The sequence below is a fragment of the Mesorhizobium sp. M0030 genome (genome assembly GCF_040323695.1).
Lineage (GTDB): Bacteria > Pseudomonadota > Alphaproteobacteria > Rhizobiales > Rhizobiaceae > Mesorhizobium.
Window position 1 is genome coordinate 177,635 of record NZ_JAMYVE010000005.1, and the last position, 18,555, is coordinate 196,189.

Genomic DNA, 18,555 nt, shown 5'->3' on the forward strand with positions numbered 1-18,555 from the left:
GAAAAATCTGCGCATGCTGTCCCCATCCATGCCCTGGTCCCCAGCGCCAGAGCGGAAAGGCCCAGTTATAATTCATGATAAAACGAGTCAACATTTATTTTGTGGCTTTTCAAATCAGGATTAGTCAGCGAACGGATGGGAGCCGGGTACATGAACGGCGCGCATTTTAGCCGGCACTAAGATGCTGAGTTTTCTTGACAAACGGCTTACGGGCGGCCGGCGGCGGCGTCAGCCTTTGTGCTTACAAGAAGCTCTGCGGATCGATGTCGACCTGCACGCGGACCGAGCCGCGCTGCTTCGGCCCTTCGGCCAGCATGGTGCGGATGAAGCCTTGGATGTCGGCGCGCTTTTCACCCTGGATCAGCAAACGGAAACGATGGCGCCCACCGAGCAGCGACAGCGGCGCCTCGGCCGGACCGAGCACGAACAGGTCGCTGGCCTGGGGTGCTGCACGGCGCAGGCCGCGCGCGTGGCCTTCGGCCTCGGCCCGCGTCACCGCACTGACGATGACGCCGGCAAGCCTGCCGAAGGGCGGCAGGGCTGCCCGTTCGCGCTCAGTGATCTCGCGTTCGTAAAAGGCCTCGGCATCGCCCGAGACGATCGCCCGCATCACCGGATGGTCCGGCTGGAAAGTCTGCAGCAGGCCGAGGCTCTTCTTGCCGGTGCGGCCGGCGCGTCCAGTCACCTGGCTGAGCAATTGGAAGGTGCGCTCAGCGGCGCGCGGATCGCCATTGGCGAGGCCGAGATCGGCATCGACGACGCCGACCAGCGTCATGTTGGGAAAGTTATGGCCCTTGGCGACCAGCTGCGTGCCTATGACGATGTCGGCCTCGCCATTGGCGATGGCCTCGAGCTCCAGCCGCAGCCGGCGCACCCCGCCCATCAAATCGGATGACAGGACGATCGTGCGCGCGTCGGGGAAATGCGCCACGACTTCTTCAGCTATCCGCTCGACGCCAGGCCCGCAGGCGACCAGATGGTCGAGCGTGCCGCATTCCGGACAAGCCTCCGGCCGCTTCTCATTGTGCCCGCAATGATGGCAGACGAGTTGGCCGCGAAAGCGGTGCTCGACCAGCCAGGCCGAACAAACCGGGCAGCCGAAGCGGTGGCCGCAGACACGGCACAGCGTCAGCGGCGCATAGCCGCGCCGGTTGAGGAACAGCAGCGACTGCTCCTTCTTCTCCAGCGTACGTTGCATCTGGTCGATCAGCAGCGGCGACAGAAAGCCGCCCCGGGCCGGCGGCGCGCGCCGCAGGTCGATCGTCTTGAGATCGGGAAGCGCGGCTTCGGCAAAGCGCGCCGACAGCACCGCCCTGCTGTAGCGGCCCTGCTGCGCATTGACCCGGCTTTCGACCGATGGCGTCGCCGACGCCAGCACCACCGGGAAGCCGCTGATATGGCCGCGCACCACCGCCATGTCGCGCGCATTGTAGAAGACGCGATCCTCCTGCTTGTAGGCGGGGTCGTGCTCCTCGTCGACGACGATCAGCCCGAGCTCGCGGAACGGCAGGAACAGCGCCGAGCGTGCGCCGGCGACGACGCGCACGCCGCCTTCCGCCACCTGTCGCCAGACCTTTTCGCGCATTCGGGGCGGCAGGTCGGAATGCCATTCCGCCGGCTTGGCGCCGAAACGCTGCTGGAAGCGTTCGAGGAAGGCATGCGTCAGCGCGATCTCCGGCAGCAGGATCAGCACCTGCCTGCCCTGGTCCAGGGCTGCCGCCACCGCTTCGAAATAAACTTCCGTCTTGCCCGAGCCGGTGACGCCGTCGAGCAGCGTGACGTTGAAAGCAGCGGCCGCGACATTGGCGCGCAGCATGGCGGCCGCGTCTGCCTGGTCCGGCATCAGCTCCGGCATGGCGTAGGAGGGATCGGGCGCGGCGACCACCGGTCGAGGCGGGATCATCACCGTCTCGAACACGCCTTGCGCCTTGAGCCCCTCGACCACCGTCGACGACACGCCCGCCGCGTGCGCCAGGCCGGATCGCGTCCAGGCAAGCCCCCCTTCCGCCGTCTCCAGCACGCGCGTCCTGGCATCCGTCATCCGGTCGGGCATGACGAGGGTCCGCTGCAGGCCCTCGATCCATGGTTCGGGATCGAACGCCTCCGGCGCGCGCAACAGCATGCGCGCCACCATGCCGGGCGGCGACAGCGTGTACTGCGCCAGCCAGTCGACAAAGCGGCGCATGCCGCGGTCGATCGGCGGGCAGTCGAAGACCTGTTCGATCGGGCGCAGCTTTTTGGCGTCGATATTCTCGACCGCACCATCCCAGACGATGCCGGCAACCTGGCGCGGACCGAGCGGCACGCGCACGATCGAGCCCGGCACCACGCGCACGCCGGCAGGCACAGCGTAGGTGTAGGGCCGTTCGGCCGGCATCGGCACCAGCACCGGCGCGGCTGCGACAAAGGGCGAATCTTCGATCATCGGGCGTGACCTTGCCCCGACTTTGGTCTAGATCAAAGGGCAACCCCGAATGTGCATGGCATGCACATGGAAATCTTTCAGGAGACCCCCATGAAATTTTTTGTCGACACCGCTGACATCAAGGACATCAAGGAACTGAACGACCTGGGGCTGCTCGACGGCGTGACCACCAATCCCTCGCTGATCCTGAAATCCGGCGGCAAGATCGCCGAGGTCACCAAGCAGATCTGCGACATCGTCAAGGGCCCGGTTTCGGCCGAGGTTGTTGCGGTCGAATACAAGGACATGATGGCCGAGGCCAACATCCTGGCCAAGATCGCCGACAATGTCTGCATCAAGGTGCCGCTGACGCTCGACGGCCTGCGCGCCTGCAAGACGATCCGCACCGAGATGAACCGCATGGTCAATGTAACGCTGTGCTTCTCGGCCAACCAGGCGCTGCTGGCGGCCAAGGCCGGCGCCTCGTTCATCTCGCCCTTCGTCGGCCGCGTCGACGATACCGGCGCGGACGGCATGGAACTGATCCAGGAGATCCGGCAGATCTACGACAATTACGATTTCGACACCGAGATCCTCGTCGCTTCGGTTCGCACCGTGAACCACGTCAAGCAGGCAGCCCTGATCGGCGCCGATGTCGTTACCGTGCCGGCCGCGACGCTGAAGGCGCTGGTCAAGCACCCGTTGACCGACAAGGGCCTGGATCAGTTCGCTGCCGACTGGGCCAAGACCGGCCAGAAGATCGGCTGAGATCGGTTCGATACAAACGAAGAAAGGCCGGGAAACCGGCCTTTTTGTTGCGGACTGCTAAAAGTCTAGTTGGCAGCGCCAGGGAATGCTCAGGCCTTCTTGCCGTGCCTGACCAAGTCCTGGGCGACCGACAGGCTCACCATTTCAGCCAGTTCACGCGCGGCGCGGTTCTCGGCGTCGAGCTGCGCCCGGTAGGAGGCGAACTCCTGCGTCGGCTTGTCGAAGGATGATGGGATCGACCGTTTGCCGGTTGCGATCACCACGCCGGTCCTGGCATCGGTCAGCACATAGTTTGCGGTCAGCGTCACCGTGCCTGCCGTCGGCTCGTCTTCGTCGGTCTGGATCTGCACCACCGCGGCCGATTCGACCAGTTCGGTGACGCCGAGATCGAGCATGTAGACCGGCGCCGGCGGCTCGCCGGCGCCTTGACCAAAGGCAAATATCAGATTGTTGCGGACCTGCTGGGCGTAGCGGGTCTTGACCGGCTTGACCGCGACCGACGCCAGTTCCGCTGAAGCGCTGAGCGTCGAGCCGGCCGTCAACGGCGCGCTGGAATAGAGCGGCCTGACCGTACAGGCCGAAACCAGCGCCATCGAAGCGACCATGCCGTACAGCGCTGCGCGGCGCAGCAAGCGCGTCGTCTTTTCCAGATCGGGCCCCATCCTTCTGAGGTCAAGCAACGACATTGACGATCCTCTGCGGCACGATGATCACCTTGCGGGGCGCCTTACCTTCCAGCGCTTTCTGCACGAAGTCGAGAGCCAGAACCGCTTTTTCGACCGCACCTTGGTCCGCGTCGCGGGCAATTGTCAAATCGCCGCGCTTCTTGCCGTTGACCTGGACCGGCAGCACGATCTCGTTGTCGACGACCAGCGCCGGATCATAGACCGGCCATGGCCGTTCGGCGACCAGATCGGTGCCGCCCAGCGTGTGCCAGCACTCTTCGGCCAAATGCGGCATGACCGGCGCGACCACATGCACAAGAATCTCCACCGCCTCGCGGCAGGCGCCTTTCAGCGCCGCGTCGGCCTTGCCCTCGGCGACGTCGTTGAGCGGCGCGGTCAAGGCATTGGCCAGTTCGTAGATGCGGGCGATGGCGCGGTTGAAGCCGAGCTTCTCGATATCCTCGCCGATGGCCTTCAGGATCTTGTTCGCGGCCTTGGAAACGGCACCCGCCTCGCCCTCCTTCGCCGCCTGCGGCTTGACACCGTCGAGCGTCTCGGCGGCGATCGACACCAGGCGCCAGATGCGCTGGATGAAGCGGTGCGCGCCGGCCGCGCCGTCGTCGGTCCATTCGACGTCGCGCTCGGGCGGCGAATCCGACAGCATGAACCAGCGCGCAGTGTCGGCGCCGTAGCCATCGGTGATGTCTTCCGGGCTTACCGTATTCTTCTTCGACTTCGACATCTTTTCGAGTGAGCCGATCGCCGCCTCTTCGCCGGTGGCGATCTCGATGGCGCGGCGCTTGCCGCCGACATCCTCGATCCTGACCTCAGCCGGCGACAGCCAGCGGCCATTGCTCGACGCACCGCCGACGCGGTAGGTCTCATGCACCACCATGCCTTGCGTGAACAGGCCCTTGAACGGCTCGGCCAGGTCGAGATGACCGGTGGCACGCATGGCGCGGGTGAAGAAGCGCGAATAGAGCAGATGCAAGATCGCGTGCTCGATGCCGCCAATATACTGGTCGACGGCCAGCCAGTCATCGGCAGCCTTGGGCTCGGTCGGCTCATTGGCCCAGGGCGCGGTGAAGCGCGCGAAATACCAGGATGAATCCACGAATGTGTCCATCGTGTCTGTCTCGCGCCGCGCATCCTTGCCGCATTGCGGGCACTTCACATGCCGCCAGGTCGGGTGACGGTCGAGCGGATTGCCGGGACGGTCGAATTCGATGTCGTCGGGCAGCTTGACCGGCAGGTCGGCCTTCGGCACCGGCACGACGCCGCAATCCTCGCAGTGGATCATCGGGATCGGGCAGCCCCAGTAGCGCTGGCGCGAAATGCCCCAGTCGCGCAGGCGGAAGTTCACCTTGCGCTCGGCCATCGGCCGGCCGCCGATGCTTTTCTGCTCCAGCAGCTTTGCGACCGCGTCGAACGCCTGCTCCGGCTTCATGCCGTCGAGGAAGCGCGAATTGATCATCACGCCGTCATCGACATAGGCCTCTTCCGTGACCTGGAAGGTCTTGGCGTCGGCATCCTCCGGCATCACCACCGGGATCACCGGCAGGCCGTATCTGTTGGCGAAATCGAGGTCGCGCTGGTCGCCCGACGGGCAGCCGAATATGGCGCCGGTGCCGTATTCCATCAAAACGAAATTCGCGACATAGACCGGCAACGTCCACGAGTCGTCGAACGGATGCACGACGCGGATGCCGGTGTCGAAACCTTTCTTCTCGGCCGTCTCCAGTGCGGCCACCGACGTGCCCATATGCCTGATTTCGTCGATGAACTTGGCCAGATCGAGATTGGTCTCGGCGGCCTTCCTGGCCAGCGGATGGTCGGCGGCAACCGCCATGAACGACGCGCCGAAAATGGTGTCGGGCCTGGTCGTGTAGACCTCCAGTTCCTTCGCATCGCCAACCGGAGCGGCCAGCGGCCAGCGGATCAGCAGCCCTTCCGAGCGGCCGATCCAGTTCTGCTGCATCAGCTTGACCTTTTCCGGCCACTCGCCGAGACCATTCAGCGAGTCGAGCAGGTCCTGCGCGTAGTCGGTGATCTTGAAGAACCACTGCGTCAGCTCGCGCTGTTCGACCAGCGCGCCCGAGCGCCAGCCACGGCCGTCGATGACCTGCTCGTTGGCGAGCACCGTCATGTCCTCCGGGTCCCAGTTGACCTTGGAGGATTTGCGCGTCACCAGCCCCTTTTCGACGAAATCGAGGAACAGCATCTGCTGGCGGTGGTAATAGTCGACGTCGCAGGTGGCGAACTCACGCGCCCAGTCCAGCGACAGGCCCATCATCTTGAGCTGCTCGCGCATGGCGGCGATGTTGGCGTAGGTCCATTCCTTGGGATGGACCTTGTTCTGCATCGCCGCGTTTTCGGCCGGCATGCCGAAAGCGTCCCAGCCCATCGGGTGCAGCACGTTGAAGCCCTTGGCCCGCTTGTAGCGCGCCACCACATCGCCCATCGTGTAGTTGCGGGTGTGGCCGATATGGATCTTCCCCGAGGGATAGGGGAACATCTCCAGCACGTAGTATTTCGGCTTTGGATCGTTGTTATGCGCTTCGAACAGCTTCTTTTCGGCCCAGGCCTTCTGCCATTTGGGCTCTGACGCGCGCGGATTGTATCGTTCGGTTGCCATCGGATGATTTTCACTTAAAAGCAGGCGCAGACCGCCGGACAAGGCCCGGTGGCCAAGGTAAATGTCGTCGCGGTGTTCACCATGGATTGCCGGACCCGTCAACTGCGGCGAGCCGGCCAAGACGATTAAAGACAGGCAGGATATGGGCATGGCCAGCGCCGTCGAACAGTTTTTCGCCGTCAAGACGAGGATCGCTGCCGCCGAGCGCGAGGCCGGCCGTGACGCCGGTTCGGTGACGCTGGTTGCGGTGTCGAAGACTTTTGAGACCGACGTCATCCGCCCGGTCATCGAAGCAGGCCAGCGCGTCTTCGGCGAAAACCGCGTGCAGGAAGCGCAAGGCAAATGGCCGGCCTTGAAAGCGGAATTCCCTGATATCGAACTGCATCTGATCGGCCCGCTGCAGTCGAACAAGGCGAAGGAAGCCGTCGCTCTCGCCGACGTCATCGAGACCGTCGACCGCGAAAAGATCGCCGCCGAACTCGCCAAGGAAATCGTGCGCCAGGGCCGCACGCCGAAACTCTACGTCCAGGTCAATACCGGCTCTGAGCCGCAAAAGGCCGGCATCGGGCCGCGCGACGCCGTCGCCTTCGTCGCCCGCTGCCGCGATGTCCATGGCCTCGCCATCGAAGGCCTGATGTGCATCCCGCCGGCCGACGAAAACCCCGGCCCGCATTTCGCCCTGCTGGAAAAGCTCGGCAAGGAGGCCGGGGTCGCAAAACTGTCGATGGGCATGTCCGGCGACTTCGAGACCGCCATAGCCTTCGGCGCCACCAGCGTTCGGGTCGGGTCAGCGATTTTTGGAAGCCGGTAGCCTCGGGATCTCGCGGCCCTAACAGTAGCATTTGTTGCTGCATCGCTGCAGCGATGCTATATCTAGCCAAGCTAGCTAGGTATCTTCCATGAACTGGCATCTGCAGGACGCAAAAAACAATCTCTCGAAGCTGGTTCAGCAGGCTCGTGAAAAGGGCCCGCAGACCATCACCTTGCGTGGAAAGCCCGCTGCTGTCGTGTTGGCCGCTGAAGAATACGAAAGGCTCGTCGGCTCTAAGCCCTCACTTGCGGAATACCTTCTTTCCGGTCCCGAGTGGGACGACGACTTCGTCGAAGAGGTCAATCGCCGCTCCAAGGGGCCCGGCAGAGACGTGGACCTCTGATGTTTCTTCTGGACACGAACGTCGTGTCGGGTGCGCGAAAGCGAGAGGGGCCAGTGGCGGATTGGATAATCAAGCAAGAGCGCCAGTCTCTGTTTCTAAGCGTCATCACGCTCGGTGAAATCGCACGCGGAATCGAAATGAAGCGGCGAAACGACCCCGACACTGCAAACCATTTAGCAGCGTGGTTCCACGGTCTGCGCCACAGCTACGAAAACCGAATTCTCGGCATAGACGAGAGCATCGCTGCCCAATGGGGTCGCATCTCCGCGATCCGCACGCGCGGCGACGCAGATGGGCTTATAGCCGCGACGGCGCTCTTCCACGACCTCATACTGGTCACACGCAACGTCGCCGATTTCGACGATACTGGCGTCACAATGTTCAACCCTTGGGAAGCCTGACCCGCCTGTGTTGATCCGGTGTTGGGGTCGGCCGCAGGTTGAGCCAGAGCCGGCCCATCATTGCGCCACGACTGGAAACGAAACGTGCCGTTCCTATTTGCTTGGCGTCATCACCAATCTGCTGGAGCCACCATGCGCTACAATCAACTCGGAAACACGGGGATGTTCGTCTCCGAACTGTGCCTCGGCACCATGACCTTCGGCGCCGCCGGCGAGAATGCCCAATGGGGCCTGATCGCCAGCCTCGACCAGAAGGGCGTCAACGACATCGTTGCCCGTTCCATCGCCGCCGGCGTCAATTTCTTCGACACGGCCGACGTCTATTCATTCGGCCAGTCCGAACGCCTGCTTGGCCAGTCGCTCAAGGATCTTGGCGTCAAGCGCTCGGACGTCGTCATTGCCACCAAGGTGCATGGCGCCATGGGCCAAGGCCCGAACGAGCGCGGCTCTTCGCGCGGCCACATCATGGATTCGGTCGAGGGCAGCCTGGAGCGGCTGCAGCTCGACCATATCGATCTTTACCAGCTGCACGGCACCGACACGGTGACCCCCATCGACGAGACGCTGCGGGCGCTCGACGATCTCGTTGCCAGCGGTAAGGTCCGCTATGTCGGCGTCTCCAACTGGGCGGCTTGGCGCATCTCTAAGGCCCTCGGCATAGCCGAGCGCAAGGGATTTTCCCGCTTCGAGACCATCCAGTCCTATTATTCGATCGCCGGCCGCGACCTCGAGCGCGAGATCGTGCCGCTGATCAACGAGGAGAAGCTCGGCCTCATGGTCTGGTCGCCGATGGCCGGTGGCCTGCTGTCCGGCAAGTACGGACCGGGCGCGCCCGGCAATGGCGAAGGCCGCCGCGCCGCCTTCAACTTCCCGCCGGTCAATGAGGACCGCGCCTGGGCGGCTGTCGCCGTCATGCGCGAGATCGCCCAGAAGCACGGCGTCAGCGTCGCCACGGTGGCGCTCGGCTATGTCCTGGCCAAACCTTTCGTCATGAGCGTCATCATCGGCGCCAGCCGCATGGAGCAGCTCGAGCAGAACCTAGCTGCGGCCGAGGTGAAGCTCGACGCCGACGATCTCGCCAAACTGGATGAGGTCAGCGCGCTGCCGGCCGAATATCCCGGCTGGATGCTGGAGCGTCAGGCCGCCGGTCGCCGCCCGTCGCCGTTCACCCCGAAGAAATAGTCATCGCTGTCGCCTGATGCTTGGAGGGTCATCTGGCTCCCCAACGTCTTTTCAGCTCATCCGCACGCTCTCGACCAGAAAGTCGAGAAACGCCCGCACCCGTGCGGGCAAATGCCGGCCCTGGCCGACATAGACGGCGTGGGTAGGCTCCTCGTCGCCCGGATTGAAATCCTCCAGCAGCGCCGTCAGCCGCCCCGCCGCGATGTCATCGGCCACATGCCAGTGTGCCAGCCGGGCGATGCCGGCGCCGCCGACCGCCATCAACCGCATCGACTCGCCATCGCCGACCAGCGTGTTTCCGGTGATCGGCACCATGACGGCGTTCCCGGTTGCATCGACAAACGACCAGCCATCGACATGCCGGACAAAGCCGAAAGCCATGCGATTGTGCCGGTCGAGATCTGCTGGAACCAGCGGCGTGCCATGCGTCTTGAGATAGGACGGTGCGGCAACGACTGTCATCCGGCTTTGCCCGAGCTTGCGCGCCACCAGCCGCGACTCGCCGAGCGGCCCGGCGCGGATGGCGACGTCGGCACGCTCAGCCATCAAATCGATGACGCTGTCGGTCAGCACCAGATCGACCGAAATCCCGGGGTAGCGTTCGAGGAAATCAGGCAGCAGCGGGATCAGCCGATGCACCCCGAAGGGCACATAGGAGTTGACGCGCAGCCGTCCGCGCGGCGCGGCAACCACGGCGGCCTCGCGCTCGGCCGCCGCCATATCGGCCAGGATGCGCACCCCGCTGTCATAGAACGCCGTCCCTTCCGGCGTCAGCTGCAGCTTGCGCGTGGAGCGGGTGACCAGCCGCGCGCCGAGCCTTGCCTCCAGTCGCGCGATCAGCTTGCTCACCGCCGACGGTGTCATACGCAGCGAACGAGCCGCAGCCGAGAAACTGCCTGCCTCGACGACGCGGACGAACACTTCGATCTCGCCGGAACGGTTGATATCGGGTCTGGCCATTTGTGAATCTATTTCACAGGAAATATGCCCGAGGCAAGTCTGGTTCACAAGGCATGGCAACACGATCTCTGCGGTCGGGGCGCGGGTCTGGACAGCGCGCTCATTCGAGTTCGAACTGGAAACCGCCATGCCTCTTGCTCTCTACGCCCTCGCTGCCGGCGCCTTCGGCATCGGCGTCACCGAATTCGTCATCATGGGGCTGCTGATCGATGTCAGCAAAGATCTCGGAATCTCGATCTCGGCCGCCGGCCAGTTGATTTCGGGCTACGCGTTGGGCGTCGTCATCGGCGCGCCGCTTTTGACCATCGCCACCGGCAACTGGCCCCGCAAGACCGTCCTTCTGGCCCTTATGGCGATCTTCACGCTCGGCAACCTCGCCTGTGCGATCGCCCCCGACTACTGGACGCTGATGGGCGCCCGCATCATCACCGCCTTTGCCCATGGCACTTTCTTTGGCGTCGGCTCGGTGGTCGCCACCGGCCTGGTCGCGCCCAACAAGAAAGCCTCGGCGATCGCGCTGATGTTCACCGGACTGACTATCGCCAACATCCTCGGCGTGCCCTTCGGCACCTGGCTAGGCCAGGCCTTCGGCTGGCGCGCCACCTTCTGGGCGGTAACCCTGGTCGGCTTGGCAGCCTTTGCCGTCATCCTGCTTCTGGTGCCGCGCAGCAAGGAAGCGCCCGAGAAGACCAATCTGCGCGCCGACCTCGCCGTGCTGCGCCGCACGCCGGTGCTGCTCGGCCTCGCCACCACCGTGCTCGGCTATGCCGGCGTCTTCGCCGTCTTCACCTACATCGCCCCGCTGCTCACCGAGATCAGCGGCTTCAGGGAGGCCGCGGTGTCGCCGATCCTGCTCGTCTTCGGCGGCGGTCTTATCGCCGGCAATCTGCTTGGCGGCAAGGTCGCCGACCGCTGGTTGGTGCCGGCGGTGCTCGGCAGCCTCGTGGTGCTGGCGTTGGTGCTGGCCACAATGACCTTCGCCGTCCACAGCCAAATCCTGGCCGTCATCTATGTCGGCCTGCTTGGTGCCGCCGCCTTCGCCACCGTGGCGCCGCTGCAGATGTGGGTGCTGGAAAAGGCGCAAGGCGCGGGCCAGAGCCTCGCCTCGTCCTTCAACATCGCCGCCTTCAACCACGGCAATGCCGCCGGCGCTTGGCTTGGCGGCGCGGTGATTGCCCATGGCCTCGGCCTCGGCTCACTAACCTGGATCGCCGCTTTGCTGCCGGTCGCGGCTCTTGGCGTCGCTGCCCTGGCGCTGCGCCTCGATCGCGCCCCCACAATCGGGGTGCCGGTCTGCGCCCAGTCATGAGCATCACGCGCAATCCTTCTTCGACATCATCAAGGAGCATAAAATGGATTATCGACGTCTCGGCGCATCGGGCCTGAAAGTGCCCGCACTCTCTTTCGGCGCCGGCACTTTCGGCGGCTCCGGGCCGCTGTTCGGGGCCTGGGGCAACAGCGATGCCAAGGAAGCGCGGCGGCTGATCGACATCTGCCTCGAGGCCGGCGTCAATCTGTTCGACACCGCCGATGTCTATTCGAACGGCGCCTCCGAGGAAGTGCTTGGCGAAGCCATCAAAGGCCGCCGCGACGCGGTGCTGATCTCGACCAAGACTTCGCTGCCGATGGGCGACAGACCGGCCGACTACGGCTCGTCGCGCTCGCGGCTGATCAAAGCCGTCGACGCCGCCCTGAAGCGCATGGGCACCGATTACATCGACCTGTTGCAGCTGCACGCCTTCGATGCCGGCACGCCGATCGAGGAGGTGTTGTCGACGCTGGACGACCTCGTGCGCGCCGGCAAGCTGCGCTATGTCGGCGTCTCCAACTTCTCCGGCTGGCAGGTGATGAAATCGCTGGCGGAAGCTGACAAGCATGCTTATCCGCGCTACGCCGCGCATCAGGTCTACTACTCGCTGGTCGGTCGCGACTATGAATGGGAGCTGATGCCGCTCGGTATCGACCAGGGCATCGGCGCGCTGGTGTGGAGCCCGCTCGGCTGGGGCCGCCTGACCGGCAAGATCCGCCGCGGCCAGCCCCTGCCGGAAAAGAGCCGGCTGCACGACACCGCCGATTTCGGCCCGCCGGTCGCGGACCAACATCTCTACCGGGTCATGGATGCGCTTGATGCGATGGCTGAAGAGACCGGCAAGACCGTGCCGCAGATCGCCATCAACTGGCTGTTGCGGCGCCCGACCGTGTCCTCGGTCATCATCGGCGCCCGCAACGAGGAACAGCTGCGCCAGAACCTCGGCGCCGTCGGCTGGGCATTGACGCCGGAGCAGGTCAAAAAGCTCGACAAGGCAAGCGAAGTGACCGCGCCCTACCCGTACTTCCCTTATCGCCGCCAGGAAGGTTTCGCCCGACTGAACCCGCCTGCGGTGTGATCGCACGACGTTGAAGCTGCCAATCTCCCCCCTCGCGGGGGAGATCAGCTATACTGCCGCTCAGTGCAGCACGAACTCCCCATCCACCTTCCGCCATTCGTTCGGCGCGATCAGCTTCTGGTGCGTGTAGCTGATCGAATGCAGCGGCCCGTCGAGCCTGGCCTTCCAAAACTCGATGAACTTGATCAGCACCGGAAACTTCGGCGCCAGATCGTAATCCTGCCAGATGAAGCTCTGCAGCAGATGCGGGTGGTCGGGAAAATGGTATAGAATCTTGGCCGTGGTCAGGCCATACCCCTTGAGCATCAGGTCCATTTCGGAATGATCGCGCATGACAGCCCCTTGGCCTAGTTGATTCTCCATTCCTCCCAACACCGAATTGTGCGCGCCGTTCCTTAACTGTCTATGATTTTCCTGATCCCAGTCGGGTTTTATGCACGAAAACATGCAGTTAGCAGCGACCGCTGCCGAGTGCTGATACAACCGAGACGGGAGCTGCGGCATCCCGCCACGCGAATCCAACGTCTAATGTTGCCGTCAGCGCGGAACTGTTAATAATGCCGCCGAATTCGCGGCTGCGTCGCCGTGATCCTGGCTGTGGTCAAGCCGGCGGGGTGGTTTGGGAGGAAAGTGAAGACATGTCCGAGGTGAAGATCCACCGCGTCCAGCCGGCGTGGAAGAAGAATGCGCTGATCGACAATGACACCTACCTCAAATGGTATGCTGACAGCGTGAAGAATCCGGACAAGTTCTGGGGCAAGCACGGCAAGCGCATCGACTGGTTCAAGCCGTTCAGCAAGGTCAAGAACACCTCCTTCGAGGGCAAGGTCTCGATCAAATGGTTCGAGGACGGCGAAACCAACGTCTCCTACAACTGCATCGACCGCCATTTGAAGAAGCGCGGCAACCAGACAGCCATCATCTGGGAAGGCGACAATCCCTACGACGACAAGAAGATCACCTATAACGAGCTCTACGAGCATGTCTGCCGGCTCGCCAATGTGATGAAGAAGCACGGCGTCAGGAAGGGCGACCGCGTCACCATCTACATGCCGATGATCCCGGAAGCGGCCTACGCGATGCTGGCTTGCACCCGCATCGGCGCCATCCACTCGATCGTCTTCGGCGGCTTTTCACCGGACGCGCTGGCCGGCCGCATCGATGACTGCAAGTCGACCTTCGTCATCACGGCCGACGAGGGCCTGCGCGGCGGCAAGCCGATCCCGCTGAAGGAAAACACCGACAGAGCGATCGAAATCGCCGCCAAGGCCGGCACCAAGGTCGATAAGGTGGTCGTCGTGCGCCGCACCGGCGGCAAGACCGGCTGGGTTCAGGGACGCGACATCTGGTACCATGACGAGATCGCCACGGTGAAAGGCGACTGCAAGCCGGAGAAGATGAAGGCCGAGGATCCGCTGTTCATCCTCTATACCTCAGGCTCGACCGGCAAGCCGAAGGGCGTGCTGCACACCACCGCCGGCTATCTCGTCTATGTCTCGATGACCCACCAATATGTCTTCGACTACCATGATGGCGATATCTACTGGTGCACCGCCGATGTCGGTTGGGTCACCGGCCACAGCTACATCGTCTATGGCCCGCTCGCCAACGGCGCCACCACGCTGATGTTCGAGGGCGTGCCGAATTACCCCTCGCAGTCGCGCTTCTGGGAAGTCATCGACAAGCACAAGGTCAACATCTTCTACACTGCGCCGACGGCACTGCGCGCGCTGATGGGCGCCGGCGACGAACCGGTGAAGAAGACCTCGCGCAAGTCGCTGCGCGTGCTGGGCTCAGTCGGCGAACCGATCAATCCGGAAGCCTGGGAGTGGTATTTCAACATCGTCGGCAACGGCAAGGTGCCGATCGTCGACACATGGTGGCAGACCGAGACCGGCGGCATCCTGATCACGCCGCTGCCCGGCGCCACCGACCTCAAGGCTGGTTCGGCGACGCGGCCCTTCTTCGGCATCAGGCCGCAGCTGGTCGACGGCGAAGGTAGGGTGCTGGAAGGGGCGGCCGACGGCAATCTCTGCATCGCCGATTCCTGGCCCGGCCAGATGCGCACCGTCTATGGCGATCATGACCGCTTCGTGCAGACCTATTTCTCCACCTACAAGGGCAAATACTTCACCGGTGACGGCTGTCGCCGCGACGCCGATGGCTATTACTGGATCACCGGCCGCGTCGACGACGTCATCAACGTTTCCGGCCACCGCATGGGAACGGCCGAGGTCGAATCGGCGCTCGTCAGCCATGAGAAGGTGTCGGAAGCAGCTGTCGTCGGCTATCCCCACGACATCAAGGGCCAGGGCATCTACAGCTACGTTACCTTGATGAAAGGCGTGGAGCCGAGCGAGGAACTGCGCAAGGAGCTCGTGGCCCATGTCCGCAAGGAGATCGGCGCCATCGCCTCGCCCGACAAGCTGCAGTTCGCGCCCGGACTGCCGAAAACCCGCTCCGGCAAGATCATGCGCCGTATCCTGCGCAAGATCGCCGAGGACGATTTTTCCGCGCTCGGCGATACCTCGACACTGGCCGATCCGGCCGTGGTCGATGATCTGATCGCCAACCGCCAGAACAAGAAGGGCTGAGGGGATTTGATGGCTGCACTGGGCGCAGTCACGGAGCTCTGGCGTTACCCCGCAAGTTCGCTTGCCGGCGAACGCCAGTACGCCATTTCGGTCGGCCTTGAAACCATCGACGGCGACCGGCTGTTCGGCCTTGTCGATGTCTCGGACAATGAGATCGCGCGGCCCGACCGCGACGCCAAGTGGCACAAGGTGCCGCGCATCCGCACCCGGCTGAGCAAGGACCGCAAGCTGGAGATCGCCGTTCCCGACGGCGACTGGCTGGCAGTGCCGGGTGTGGAATGCGACAGCGCCGTCTCGGCCTATCTCGGCTTCGCCGCCTCGATCAGGCCGTTCAGCCAGGACAACGCTCCCGGCTACACCGGCCCGCTCACCGCGGCGCGCTACCGCAAAGCGCCGATCCATCTCTTGACCACCGCATCGCTGGCGCGGCTCAAGGCGCTGCACCCCGAAGGCATTCCCGATCCGCGCCGCTTCCGCCCCAACATCGTCGTCGACATGGCGGCGGTCAAAGGCTCGTTTCCCGAGACCGAATGGATTGGCCGCAAGCTCGCCATCGGCGATCTGCTGGTGACCGTCTCGGAGCCGTGCCGCCGCTGCGGCTTCACCATCATCAGCCAGGACGGCTTCGACCACGATCCCGGCATCCTGCGCAATCTGGTCCGCCACAACGCGCACAATCTTGGCGTCTATTGCACTGTGGACAGGCCGGCCCGCGTCGAGATCGGCGCGCCGATGCGGTTCGTGTAGGCCTCTACCGCGAGGCAGCGAATCGCAGACCTTGGAAAGCGTGGGGTTCGGCCCCGAATCCTTATCCCTACCGATACAGATCCGCCCGTGTCGGCGGCAGCCCGCTCGGGCCGCGTGCGCGTTTGGTGACGACGGTCTGAAAAATCTGCGCCGAGGCGCGCTCGAAGGTGATCGAGCAGCCGGTGAGATAAAGCAGCCACAGCCGTGCCTTGGCCTCGCCGACTTCGGCGACCGCCTCGTCGAAGCGAGCCTGCAGCCGCTCGGCCCACAGCCGGCAGGTGCGCGCATAGTGCTCGCGCAGATTCTCGACGTCGTAGACCAGGAAGCCATGCGCCTCCAGATTGCCCAGCGTCATGCCGATCGTGTCGAGTTCGCCGCCTGGGAAAATGTATTTGAGCAGCGCCTTGAACTCCGGCCCCTTGCGCAAGGTTTTCTTCAAGTCGCCCTTGCTGCGCCTGGTGATGGCGTGGTGCAGATAGATGCCGCCGGGCTTCAGCAAGCGATGGATGGTCTTGAAATAGGTGGCGTGGTTGGCGAGCCCGAGATGCTCGAACATGCCGATCGACGATATCTTGTCGAAGGAGCCTTTGAGTTCCGCATAGGATTTGATCTCGATGGTGATGCGGTCCTGCAGCCCTTCGGTGCGGATGCGCTCGCGGGCGAGATCGGTCTGCGCCTGCGACAGCGACACGCCATGGCCGACGACGCCATAATTTTTGGCCGCGTGGATCAGCATGGCGCCCCAGCCGCAGCCGATGTCGAGCAGCTTTTCGCCCGGCTTCAGCCGCAGCTTGCGGCAGATATGGTCGAGCTTGTCGGCCTGCGCCTGGTCGATGCCATTGGCGAAATCCTTGAAGTAGCCGCAGCTGTAGACCATGCGCTCGTCGAGGAAGAGCCGGTAGAAGGCATTCGAAATGTCGTAGTGATGCTGGATCGCCTCCTGGCTCGACCCGCTGACATAGGGGTTGCGACCCGACAGATCGGTGCGTGCACTCATCTGCTTGCGTGACAGGAGCACCGCCGGCAGGTCGCGCAGGATCGCCAGCTTCGGCAGCGACTTGAGCTTGGTCCTGAGCTTGCCTTGCGACGGCAGTGCATAAAAATCGAAAATCGTCCCGTCTTCGATGTCTATCGTCTTGGAAATCCACATCTCGATCAGCGTCGACAGTGATGGCCGCTTTACCACCTGCCAGACGATGTCCTGGTCGTTGATGGTGAGCACGGGCCCGGTGGCGGGACCGATCCGCTCGCCGGTCCACAGCTTGACCGCAAAACCCGGCTTCAGCGTTTCGATCACCGTTCGCACGATGCGCGCGGCCTTCTCGGCTGCCTCCATGGCAATCCTCCCGAGTCCTGACAATCCACCTTACATGGATTTTGCCCGCCCTCGCGGCTCTTCGCAACCCGGCGCAAAAGGCGGCTCGCAAGCTATTTCAAATCGGCATCTTGTTTTTTGCTGCAACGCACCCCATCATCTGTACGTGTTCAACAAATCGAAAGGAGGTGATCCGATGTCGAGTGATTTCGTTTTCCAGAACGTGGCCTCAGCGGATTGCACTTTCGGGAAGCAGTCTTCCCGTTAAGGCGCGATAAGCGCGGCGGGTGACCTCGGTCGCCGCCATTGGCCGCGCCACGGACGGAAACACGGAAGGCCGCCGGCTTCGTCAAGAAGCGGCGGCCTTTTCCATTTCCGGATTGTGTGTCGAAGCCGATCAGAATCCGGTCACGCCAGCATCCGCGCGCTGACGGTCTTGTCGACGCCGTGATAGGGCGGGTTGAACAGATTGCCTTCCTGCTCATAGGTCCAGACCTTGAACAACGAGAGCTGATGCGGCCCGAAGCTGTGCAGCAGCGGCACGTCCGTGGCATCACGACCGCGCGCGATGACGACGCGGCCTATCCTCGGACGATTATGACGGGGGTCGAACGTATACCATTTGCCGTCGAGGAACACTTCCATCCAAGCTGAAAAATCCATCGGCGCCGGATCTGCCGGCACGCCGATGTCGCCGAGATAGCCGTTCACGTAGCGGGCCGGGATGTTCATGCAGCGGCAGAGCGTGATCGCCAGATGGGCGAAGTCGCGGCATACACCAACCTGCTCCTCATGCGCCTGGGCCGCGGTGCGCGTCGACCGCGCATAGCCATAGCCGAAGGACAGCCGGTTGTGGACATAGTCGACGATCGCCTGCACCCGCGCCCAGCCAGAGGGAACATGGCCGAAAAGCTGCCAGGCCAGACTGCTCAGATGATCGGTCTCGCAATAGCGGCTGCCGAGGAGGTAGCCGAGTACATCGTCCGGCAGTTCCGCCACCGGCACTTCCCTGGCCAGCGTGTTGACCGCGTCAGGCTCGCCGCTGTCCTCGACGGCTGCGTCATAGAGAATGCGGAAACTGCCGGCGGGTACGGTGAAGCGGCGGCAGGTATTGCCGAACAGATCGTGATAGACCTTGCTCGGCACTGAAGGCGACGTCAGCACGCGCGTCTGCCGTTTGATGTCGGCCTGACGATCCCTGTGGATATCAAGCAGCGAGATGACCGGCGTGGCGCCGACGCATTCAATGGCGATTTCGTAGCCGAGCCGGATCAGCACAATGATTGCCCCTTCGATCCCGTGGAAAACAGTATGCTCAAAACGCCAGAGGCGGGACCATGGTT

At 63.5% G+C, this 18,555-nt stretch carries 16 protein-coding genes; 9 read left to right on the plus strand and 7 right to left on the minus strand.

What is annotated here, in order from left to right; all coding sequences use genetic code 11:
• Positions 1-241: 241 nt before the first annotated feature.
• Positions 242-2,425, minus strand: a complete 2,184-nt coding sequence (locus NKJ80_RS12935) for a primosomal protein N' (protein WP_023806387.1) — start codon at positions 2,423-2,425, stop codon at positions 242-244.
• A 90-nt stretch (positions 2,426-2,515) separates the two neighbouring features.
• On the opposite strand from NKJ80_RS12935, the gene fsa reads away from it, so the two are divergent.
• Positions 2,516-3,172 carry a fructose-6-phosphate aldolase gene (gene fsa, locus NKJ80_RS12940; RefSeq protein ID WP_352497668.1) on the plus strand — a complete coding sequence of 219 codons (657 nt, stop codon included), beginning with the start codon at positions 2,516-2,518 and terminating at the stop codon, positions 3,170-3,172.
• Between the two features lie 89 nt (positions 3,173-3,261).
• On the opposite strand, the gene NKJ80_RS12945 is transcribed toward fsa, so the two are convergent.
• Entirely contained in the window at positions 3,262-3,858 is a 597-nt protein-coding gene (locus NKJ80_RS12945; RefSeq protein ID WP_023750361.1) for an LPS assembly lipoprotein LptE, read from the minus strand.
• On the minus strand, positions 3,845-6,472 hold the full coding sequence (gene leuS, locus NKJ80_RS12950) for a leucine--tRNA ligase (RefSeq protein ID WP_352497669.1): 2,628 nt from the start codon (positions 6,470-6,472) through the stop codon (positions 3,845-3,847). Before leuS ends, NKJ80_RS12945 begins: the two co-directional genes overlap by 14 nt.
• Positions 6,473-6,620: 148 nt before the next feature.
• On the opposite strand from leuS, the gene NKJ80_RS12955 reads away from it, so the two are divergent.
• From NKJ80_RS12955 to NKJ80_RS12970, 4 genes are all read left to right on the plus strand, one after another.
• Entirely contained in the window at positions 6,621-7,283 is a 663-nt protein-coding gene (locus NKJ80_RS12955; protein ID WP_352497670.1) for a YggS family pyridoxal phosphate-dependent enzyme, read from the plus strand.
• An 88-nt stretch (positions 7,284-7,371) separates the two neighbouring features.
• Entirely contained in the window at positions 7,372-7,626 is a 255-nt protein-coding gene (locus NKJ80_RS12960; RefSeq protein WP_023684084.1) for a type II toxin-antitoxin system Phd/YefM family antitoxin, read from the plus strand.
• Positions 7,626-8,027, plus strand: a complete 402-nt coding sequence (locus NKJ80_RS12965) for a type II toxin-antitoxin system VapC family toxin (protein WP_023728699.1) — start codon at positions 7,626-7,628, stop codon at positions 8,025-8,027. Before NKJ80_RS12960 ends, NKJ80_RS12965 begins: the two co-directional genes overlap by 1 nt.
• Before the next feature lie 132 nt (positions 8,028-8,159).
• Positions 8,160-9,209 (plus strand): aldo/keto reductase, encoded by a 1,050-nt coding sequence (locus tag NKJ80_RS12970; protein ID WP_352497671.1) that lies wholly within the window; start codon positions 8,160-8,162, stop codon positions 9,207-9,209.
• A gap of 51 nt (positions 9,210-9,260) precedes the next feature.
• Here the strand turns inward: NKJ80_RS12970 and NKJ80_RS12975 are convergent, their stop codons facing one another.
• On the minus strand, positions 9,261-10,169 hold the full coding sequence (locus NKJ80_RS12975; RefSeq protein WP_352497672.1) for a LysR family transcriptional regulator: 909 nt from the start codon (positions 10,167-10,169) through the stop codon (positions 9,261-9,263).
• 127 nt (positions 10,170-10,296) lie between these two features.
• On the opposite strand from NKJ80_RS12975, the gene NKJ80_RS12980 reads away from it, so the two are divergent.
• Positions 10,297-11,478, plus strand: a complete 1,182-nt coding sequence (locus NKJ80_RS12980) for an MFS transporter (RefSeq protein WP_352497673.1) — start codon at positions 10,297-10,299, stop codon at positions 11,476-11,478.
• A gap of 43 nt (positions 11,479-11,521) precedes the next feature.
• Positions 11,522-12,556 (plus strand): aldo/keto reductase, encoded by a 1,035-nt coding sequence (locus NKJ80_RS12985; protein ID WP_352497674.1) that lies wholly within the window; start codon positions 11,522-11,524, stop codon positions 12,554-12,556.
• Positions 12,557-12,616: 60 nt separating this feature from the next.
• On the opposite strand, the gene NKJ80_RS12990 is transcribed toward NKJ80_RS12985, so the two are convergent.
• Positions 12,617-12,889, minus strand: coding sequence for an usg protein (locus NKJ80_RS12990; protein ID WP_023668649.1), 273 nt, complete (start codon positions 12,887-12,889; stop codon positions 12,617-12,619).
• A gap of 305 nt (positions 12,890-13,194) precedes the next feature.
• Between NKJ80_RS12990 and acs the strand changes: the two genes are divergently transcribed.
• Together acs and NKJ80_RS13000 are read left to right on the plus strand one after the other, a co-directional pair.
• Positions 13,195-15,150: an acetate--CoA ligase gene (acs, locus tag NKJ80_RS12995; RefSeq protein ID WP_023693191.1), complete on the plus strand. Its 1,956-nt coding sequence runs from the start codon at positions 13,195-13,197 to the stop codon at positions 15,148-15,150.
• 9 nt (positions 15,151-15,159) lie between these two features.
• A complete protein-coding gene (locus tag NKJ80_RS13000; RefSeq protein ID WP_352497675.1) occupies positions 15,160-15,897 on the plus strand; it encodes an MOSC domain-containing protein in 738 nt (245 codons plus the stop codon).
• Between the two features lie 67 nt (positions 15,898-15,964).
• Here NKJ80_RS13000 and NKJ80_RS13005 read toward each other — a convergent pair whose 3' ends face one another.
• A complete protein-coding gene (locus NKJ80_RS13005; RefSeq protein ID WP_352497676.1) occupies positions 15,965-17,233 on the minus strand; it encodes a class I SAM-dependent methyltransferase in 1,269 nt (422 codons plus the stop codon).
• Positions 17,234-17,620: 387 nt separating this feature from the next.
• Positions 17,621-18,490, minus strand: a complete 870-nt coding sequence (locus NKJ80_RS13010) for a transglutaminase-like domain-containing protein (RefSeq protein WP_023700201.1) — start codon at positions 18,488-18,490, stop codon at positions 17,621-17,623.
• Between the last annotated feature and the right edge of the window lie 65 nt (positions 18,491-18,555).

Bases quoted from the DNA above. Each gene is read 5' to 3' on its own strand.
- NKJ80_RS12970 (WP_352497671.1), top strand. From the start codon at position 8,160: ATGCGCTACAATCAACTCGGAAACACGGGGATGTTCGTCTCCGAACTG.
- NKJ80_RS13005 (WP_352497676.1), bottom strand. From the start codon at position 17,233: ATGGAGGCAGCCGAGAAGGCCGCGCGCATCGTGCGAACGGTGATCGAA.
- NKJ80_RS13000 (WP_352497675.1), top strand. From the start codon at position 15,160: ATGGCTGCACTGGGCGCAGTCACGGAGCTCTGGCGTTACCCCGCAAGT.
- leuS (WP_352497669.1), bottom strand. From the start codon at position 6,472: ATGGCAACCGAACGATACAATCCGCGCGCGTCAGAGCCCAAATGGCAG.
- NKJ80_RS12985 (WP_352497674.1), top strand. From the start codon at position 11,522: ATGGATTATCGACGTCTCGGCGCATCGGGCCTGAAAGTGCCCGCACTC.
- NKJ80_RS12980 (WP_352497673.1), top strand. From the start codon at position 10,297: ATGCCTCTTGCTCTCTACGCCCTCGCTGCCGGCGCCTTCGGCATCGGC.
- NKJ80_RS12990 (WP_023668649.1), bottom strand. From the start codon at position 12,889: ATGCGCGATCATTCCGAAATGGACCTGATGCTCAAGGGGTATGGCCTG.
- NKJ80_RS12945 (WP_023750361.1), bottom strand. From the start codon at position 3,858: ATGTCGTTGCTTGACCTCAGAAGGATGGGGCCCGATCTGGAAAAGACG.
- NKJ80_RS12935 (WP_023806387.1), bottom strand. From the start codon at position 2,425: ATGATCGAAGATTCGCCCTTTGTCGCAGCCGCGCCGGTGCTGGTGCCG.
- fsa (WP_352497668.1), top strand. From the start codon at position 2,516: ATGAAATTTTTTGTCGACACCGCTGACATCAAGGACATCAAGGAACTG.
- NKJ80_RS12975 (WP_352497672.1), bottom strand. From the start codon at position 10,169: ATGGCCAGACCCGATATCAACCGTTCCGGCGAGATCGAAGTGTTCGTC.
- acs (WP_023693191.1), top strand. From the start codon at position 13,195: ATGTCCGAGGTGAAGATCCACCGCGTCCAGCCGGCGTGGAAGAAGAAT.
- NKJ80_RS12965 (WP_023728699.1), top strand. From the start codon at position 7,626: ATGTTTCTTCTGGACACGAACGTCGTGTCGGGTGCGCGAAAGCGAGAG.
- NKJ80_RS12955 (WP_352497670.1), top strand. From the start codon at position 6,621: ATGGCCAGCGCCGTCGAACAGTTTTTCGCCGTCAAGACGAGGATCGCT.
- NKJ80_RS12960 (WP_023684084.1), top strand. From the start codon at position 7,372: ATGAACTGGCATCTGCAGGACGCAAAAAACAATCTCTCGAAGCTGGTT.